The organism is Pseudanabaena sp. SR411 (assembly GCF_002251945.1).
Lineage (GTDB): Bacteria > Cyanobacteriota > Cyanobacteriia > Pseudanabaenales > Pseudanabaenaceae > Pseudanabaena.
Map to the genome: position 1 here is coordinate 1 of NZ_NDHW01000147.1, position 5749 is coordinate 5749.

The 5749-nt window shown below is 39.3% G+C and carries 6 protein-coding genes and 1 pseudogene; 5 read left to right on the top strand and 2 right to left on the bottom strand.

Annotated elements, in window-relative coordinates; genetic code table 11:
- The first annotated feature begins 282 nt into the window (after positions 1-282).
- Together lipB and B9G53_RS15440 are read left to right on the top strand one after the other, a co-directional pair.
- Positions 283-999 (top strand): lipoyl(octanoyl) transferase LipB, encoded by a 717-nt coding sequence (lipB, locus tag B9G53_RS15435; RefSeq protein ID WP_094533843.1) that lies wholly within the window; start codon positions 283-285, stop codon positions 997-999.
- A 40-nt stretch (positions 1000-1039) separates the two neighbouring features.
- Entirely contained in the window at positions 1040-1663 is a 624-nt protein-coding gene (locus tag B9G53_RS15440) for a Vat family streptogramin A O-acetyltransferase (protein WP_094533845.1), read from the top strand.
- 10 nt (positions 1664-1673) lie between these two features.
- Here B9G53_RS15440 and B9G53_RS15445 read toward each other — a convergent pair whose 3' ends face one another.
- Positions 1674-2393, bottom strand: a complete 720-nt coding sequence (locus B9G53_RS15445) for a phytochelatin synthase family protein (RefSeq protein WP_094533847.1) — start codon at positions 2391-2393, stop codon at positions 1674-1676.
- Positions 2394-2761: 368 nt separating this feature from the next.
- A complete protein-coding gene (locus B9G53_RS15450) occupies positions 2762-3403 on the bottom strand; it encodes a Coq4 family protein (RefSeq protein WP_094533849.1) in 642 nt (213 codons plus the stop codon).
- 347 nt (positions 3404-3750) lie between these two features.
- On the opposite strand from B9G53_RS15450, the gene B9G53_RS15455 reads away from it, so the two are divergent.
- The 3 genes and pseudogenes from B9G53_RS15455 to B9G53_RS15465 all read left to right on the top strand — a co-directional run.
- Positions 3751-4821, top strand: a complete 1071-nt coding sequence (locus tag B9G53_RS15455; protein WP_094533851.1) for an FAD-dependent monooxygenase — start codon at positions 3751-3753, stop codon at positions 4819-4821.
- A gap of 74 nt (positions 4822-4895) precedes the next feature.
- A complete protein-coding gene (locus B9G53_RS15460; protein WP_217901599.1) occupies positions 4896-5363 on the top strand; it encodes a DUF3598 family protein in 468 nt (155 codons plus the stop codon).
- A 117-nt stretch (positions 5364-5480) separates the two neighbouring features.
- A pseudogene (locus B9G53_RS15465) lies at positions 5481-5749 on the top strand (radical SAM protein); the annotation flags it as partial.

Genomic DNA, 5749 nt, shown 5'->3' on the forward strand with positions numbered 1-5749 from the left:
CCTATTGGCAAAACATTAGGAGATATCACTAATCAGCTAGAGCAGTTTTTTGAATCCAGTCAATTTCTCTCAAAAATACAATTACGAAAAACACTGGATTTTATCTTTTCATTAATTCACTGATCTTATAGCAGGAAGGGAGTAGAGGGTTTGATTTTTAATTCACAAAAGTGTAACGACACTTTTGTGAATTGGTATTACCGCACTCTGCATCCTAAGATAACTATAGAAAAAGCACCTTAGATTTAAGGTGCTTTTTCTATAGTTATTCAAGCTTTTGATATGAACCGAACTTGTTTGCTTTACCAAGGCGATCGCCCCATTCCATACCTAACTGCATGGCAATGGCAAAAAAAACTCGTTGAGGAGCGCAAACAATCAAGACGAGAGGGAAAGGACTTACCTGATGTTTTATTGCTAATTGAACATCCTGCTGTTTATACACTTGGTCAAGGATCGAGCTTAGAATTTTTAAAATTTAGTCCTGATGAACCTGATATCGAATGTCATCGCATCGAACGCGGTGGCGAAGTCACCCATCATGCGATCGGGCAATTAGTAGCCTATCCCATCTTAAACCTTGACTATCATCAACACGATTTACATTGGTACTTGCGCCAACTTGAGGAAGTAATCATTCAGGTATTGGCTAATTTTGGAGTAGCTTCGCAACGTATCCAAGGCTTGACTGGTGTATGGATTAATAACGCAGGTCAAAATCAAAAAATCGCTCAAGTTGGCATCAAGGTTAGTCAATGGATCACCATGCATGGATTTGCGTTGAATATAAATATGGACTTATCAGGATTTGATCGCATAGTGCCTTGTGGAATTACCGATTGCCAAGTTTGTAATCTTGATCAGTTTGTACCAGATATTAAGTTTGTAAAAGTAAAGGAAGCGATCGCCCAAAGCTTTGGCAAAATATTTGATTTAAACATGCAAATCCTTGTTGATTCGCTCCAACAAATAAGTCCAGCAAAGGTTTTAAAGCCATAAAATGGCTACGCTATTTTGAGATTCAGTATGAGTGACATTTATGAACTATCCAGATCCCAAAACTCCTCATCCGATGCATGGGTTTCCCCAAGTTTGTTTTATTCAGAACACAGTTACTAACCCGAATATCATCATTGGTGACTACACCTATTACGACGATCCCGAAGATTCGGAAAACTTTGAACGCAATGTCCTTTATCACTTTGACTTTATTGGTGACAAGCTGATTATCGGTAAATTTTGCGCGATCGCTCGTGGCGTAAAATTTATCATGAACGGCGCAAATCATAGTATGTCAGGCATCTCTACCTATCCATTTCAAATCTTTTGGAATGAATGGAAACCGCAGAATCTGGAATTCCCTTACAAAGGCGATACTGTGATTGGTAATGATGTCTGGATTGGCTACGAAGCAGTGATTATGGCGGGAGTGAAGATTGGAGATGGCGCGATTATTGCCTCCAAGTCTGTGGTTACTAAGGATGTTCCACCCTATGCGATCGTTGGTGGGAATCCTGCGACATTGATTCGTAAAAGATTTGATGATCAAGCGATCGCCCAGTTACTGGAAATTGCTTGGTGGAATTGGGACATGGAGAAGATCACCAGAAATCTGGATCGGATTGTGAGTGCAGATATCCCAGCATTGCAAACCTGTGTTTAAGCTTCAAAATCTATCGACTCACTAAGACAAAACCTCTTGTCTTACCACCATCAGAATCAACAGTGTCAATAGCTTGCCATAACTCTTCTGCTTTCACCCAAACTGGTGGATATTTATAGCGAGAAACATCAAGAAGCAAAAAACGATCTGTTGCTTTGTTATAGGCTGCGATCGGTGAAATATGTCCACCACGTTCTTGCTTAATGGCTTTTCGCAAGTAGTTGACAATGACAAAATTGTTGGACTGTTTGAGATTATCAGCGATTAACTGGCGAAATTCTGCCAAATTAGTGCTAGAGGCATGATAGACCTTGACTTTAACATCGTAGCTTTCCAGTAATTTAGCCAATGTATCTAGATTCATGCCTCGGCGACGAATAGCATTCGCAGATGTAACTTTGCGCGTTGCCTCATTATTAAAAAAGTTGTCTTGAGTAAAAGTACGAAAATTCGGATATTCGGGTGATTTAGGGGCAGGAACATTCAAAGCATTCAGCACCATGACCATGCTAGCTACTCCGCAAAAAGCTTGATTTTGCTGCGTGATGAAGTGGATACTCAAAGGGAAATAATCTGTTCGATTCTGACTGTTAATTAATAGCTTTTCACCTTCAGCAGAATTAAATGGAATTAAATTTGGTGGAAGTTCGAGGGTTTGAGCAAATGAATTAGAACCTCCAATCGATATACCCAGAATCAAAGCTTGGATTGTAATTGCAAAAAATTTCATACACTTTATTTTGAACAATTAATCGTTTGATGAAAAGTGAAAAGATCGGCTACTGGTTTAGGGAAATCCAGCCAAAATTATATAGCTATAGGCATTTCACCACAAGAGAGTTGCGGCTCGTAGCGCCACAACTCTCTTGTGGATTTGGGATTTGTCCTAACATAATTGGCTAACACTATAAGTAGCTCAGCATAAACTTAGAGGTGCGACAAATATTTTTGCTGGACTACACAGCATCTTCTTTAAGGAAGGTTCTATTGAGATTAAGCAAATAGCGAGATTACGCACTCACTATTTGCTTACTTAAAGTTTCTTGAGATTCACTTACTCAAAACTATTTGCCCGAAATTAACTGCAAATCATTACAATTAAATTGTTACAATATTTAAAGAAGTCTGTATTTCTGCTAATGGAGTTTCCCATAATTTGTTCCATTGGATGCCAAACAGAGGTTTTGCCTTTTTTCCTATCATCCATCCCTGCATCAATCCATCTATAATCTGATCACAGAGTTCTACCTCGTACATTGCGGTTTTGAGTAAATTTTTCGCAAGCAGAGCCAGAAATAAACGGTCGGGAGTAATCTGTGCCGTATAAAAAGCTTCTAATTTAACTTCACCTGCTTTGTCAGTGTCACATCCCGTAACAACGTGCCAGATATCATGAGTTTCAGCAATATGAATAGACAGAAAATTCATTGGATCGCTGGCAACTATATTAATAGGCAATGGATTTAACCCATTTCTAATCATGTGATCGGCATACATATAACCAAGCGTATGATTAGGCAATTGATGCAATTGCTGTAGATCTATTTCTCCGAGCAAGGGTTTGTCTACAAAAGCTTGTTTGCCTGTAGGTGACAGGCTGAGAAATTCGATAATGTTTTGGTTTGTAGCTAGATCATTGATAAAATGGGAAAGTCTACCAATGTCCACAAAATTTCCATAAGGGGTTTTCACTAGTTGCAGAAAACTTTCTAGAATAGCTGTTTCTCGAGACTGCTCCATATTTTTTAATATTAGTTATAAAATACTAAAAACAATAATATACTATTTTTGGATATTACAGCATTCACTCTAAAAACGTATAGATAAAAACATTAATTACGGTCAAAATAGATTTAGTCTAAGTGATGATTTTTTGTCTAGTCTTCGCTTTGTAGGGAGGTAAGATAATAATGATTTTGAGTAAGAAAAATTGAATTAGTCATTAAAGAAGTAAGGGAATCTCACGCAGAGCGTGAGATTCCCTTACTTCTTTAATGTTACATAAACTACAAAAAACTTGTAAATAAAGAAATATTGATTATGATCAAAACAACGCCAAATTAAACATCAAAGTCAAAGAGGCTTAAATGATTTCTACGAACAGCAAGATAGGTATTATCGGCGCAGGAACATCGGGGGCTTATCTTGCCAGTTTACTTATTCAAGAAGGATTTCAGGTTACCTTATTTGAGAAAGCACCAGTAGTCCGTACCGATGGATGTGGCATTTTGATCGTCCAATCGGGAATGAAAGCACTGCATGAGGGCAACCCAAAAATCACTCAAAAAATTATTGAAGCTGGTAATCCTGTTAAATTATTTGAGTTCCGTAATCTTAAAGGCGGATTCGTCAATTCAGAATCTGTTACCTATGCTGAAGACGAACTGCCAGGGATGCTCGTCCACCGTAAGGCAATTTTAGAAGCAATTCTTGATACCTTACCCCCTGATCGGATTCAATTTAATGCTCAATTAGCTACAATTTCTCAAACTGAGAGTAGTGCGATCGCCCATTTTAAAGATGGCAGTCAATGGGAAGGAGATTTAATTATCGGTGCGGATGGGATTCTGTCTAAGGTGCGTCAGTCTGTCGTTCCCAATGTTGAGCTTAACTATCTAGGGGATCTCGTTTGGCGCGGAATTGTTGAAGATCATAGCTTCTGTCCCGAAGGCAACTTTTTTGTTTATGTGCGGGGTCGCGGCATTTATGCGAACTTCTTTCATATTGACGATACTCATACGCATTGGGGGTTCTTTATCGAAACAGAGCAAACGGATGCTGAAAAGGGAATGCTACAGCCGACTAATACAACGATTCCTGCTCAAGAATTAGCGAAACTTCCAGAGGATGCCCGAAAGGTAATTGAATCAACACCTCTAGAAACTATGATTTGTCGTTACTCCTACGATATTGATCCCTTACCACAGCTATATGATGGTCGCGTGCTTTTAATTGGTGATGCGGCTCACGCGAAGAGTTCTACTCGCGCTAGAGGCATGACTTCAGGATGGGAAGATGGTTTGTTGCTAACACAGTATTTAAAATCTAGTGCCAGTATTGACGAGGCGCTCGAAAAATACCAGACCGAGAGATTACCAATTGTCCATGAATATCAACGCACCAGTCGCGAAGTAAGTCGAAAAATCGGTCGTCGTTAACAAATTTGAGAGAGTGCGCCTTTTCGGGGCGCACTCATATGAAGATACAAAGTTGTGTAGAAAAAACAAATTAAATGATGTCAACCTCTGAAATTGAACCAGATTTAGAACAAGTTCCTGAAATATTTACCCGTCATATTGGTACTTGGAAAGGCGAATATATTAAAACTGATAAGCAGGGACATTTTTCGCGGAGTTTTGTCGGCAGCTTTACGATCGCGATCGCAGGTAATCAGTATCAACAGGTGAACAAATATGAATACGCCGATGGTTCGCGCCTTCAGCTTGATTTTGAAGGGCAATTTGAAGATCGGATTTTGAAAATGCGTTCAAGTAGTTATAGTGATTTTTCGGCGATCGCATGGGATGCAGGTCAGGATTTAGTTTGCTTTCGGGCAAATAAGACTCAAGATGGTGCGCTCATTACGTTTATAGAAACAATGACTCTACTAAGCGAAAATCATCGCGTTCGTAGCACTCAAGCCTTTAAGGATGGTGTTTTTGATGGGATTTCCTTTATTGAGGAAACGCGGATTGCTTAACTAGAACCAACAACCATTTTGAAAAGTGTTGCAAAGCAACACTGTTCAAAATGGTTGTTGGTTCAGCGATCAAAAATTGCTGGCATAATAGCGATATTGCGATCTATTGCCGAAACCTTGAATCAATCCTATTTTCAGTCCGAATATTTACTATTTGACCCCACTACACCAGACCATGATGCAGTAAATATTGTCTTTGCTTTCCCAAATACCTACACCGTAGGAATCACCAGCTTAGGCTATCAAGGAGTTTGGGCAAACCTAGCCACGCGATCGCAAGTTAATGTCAGTCGTTGGTTTACCGATGCCCATGAGGATTTACCGCGTCAGATTGAGATATTGGGTTTTTCATTTTCGTGGGAACTGGATTACGTCAAAGATCGGAA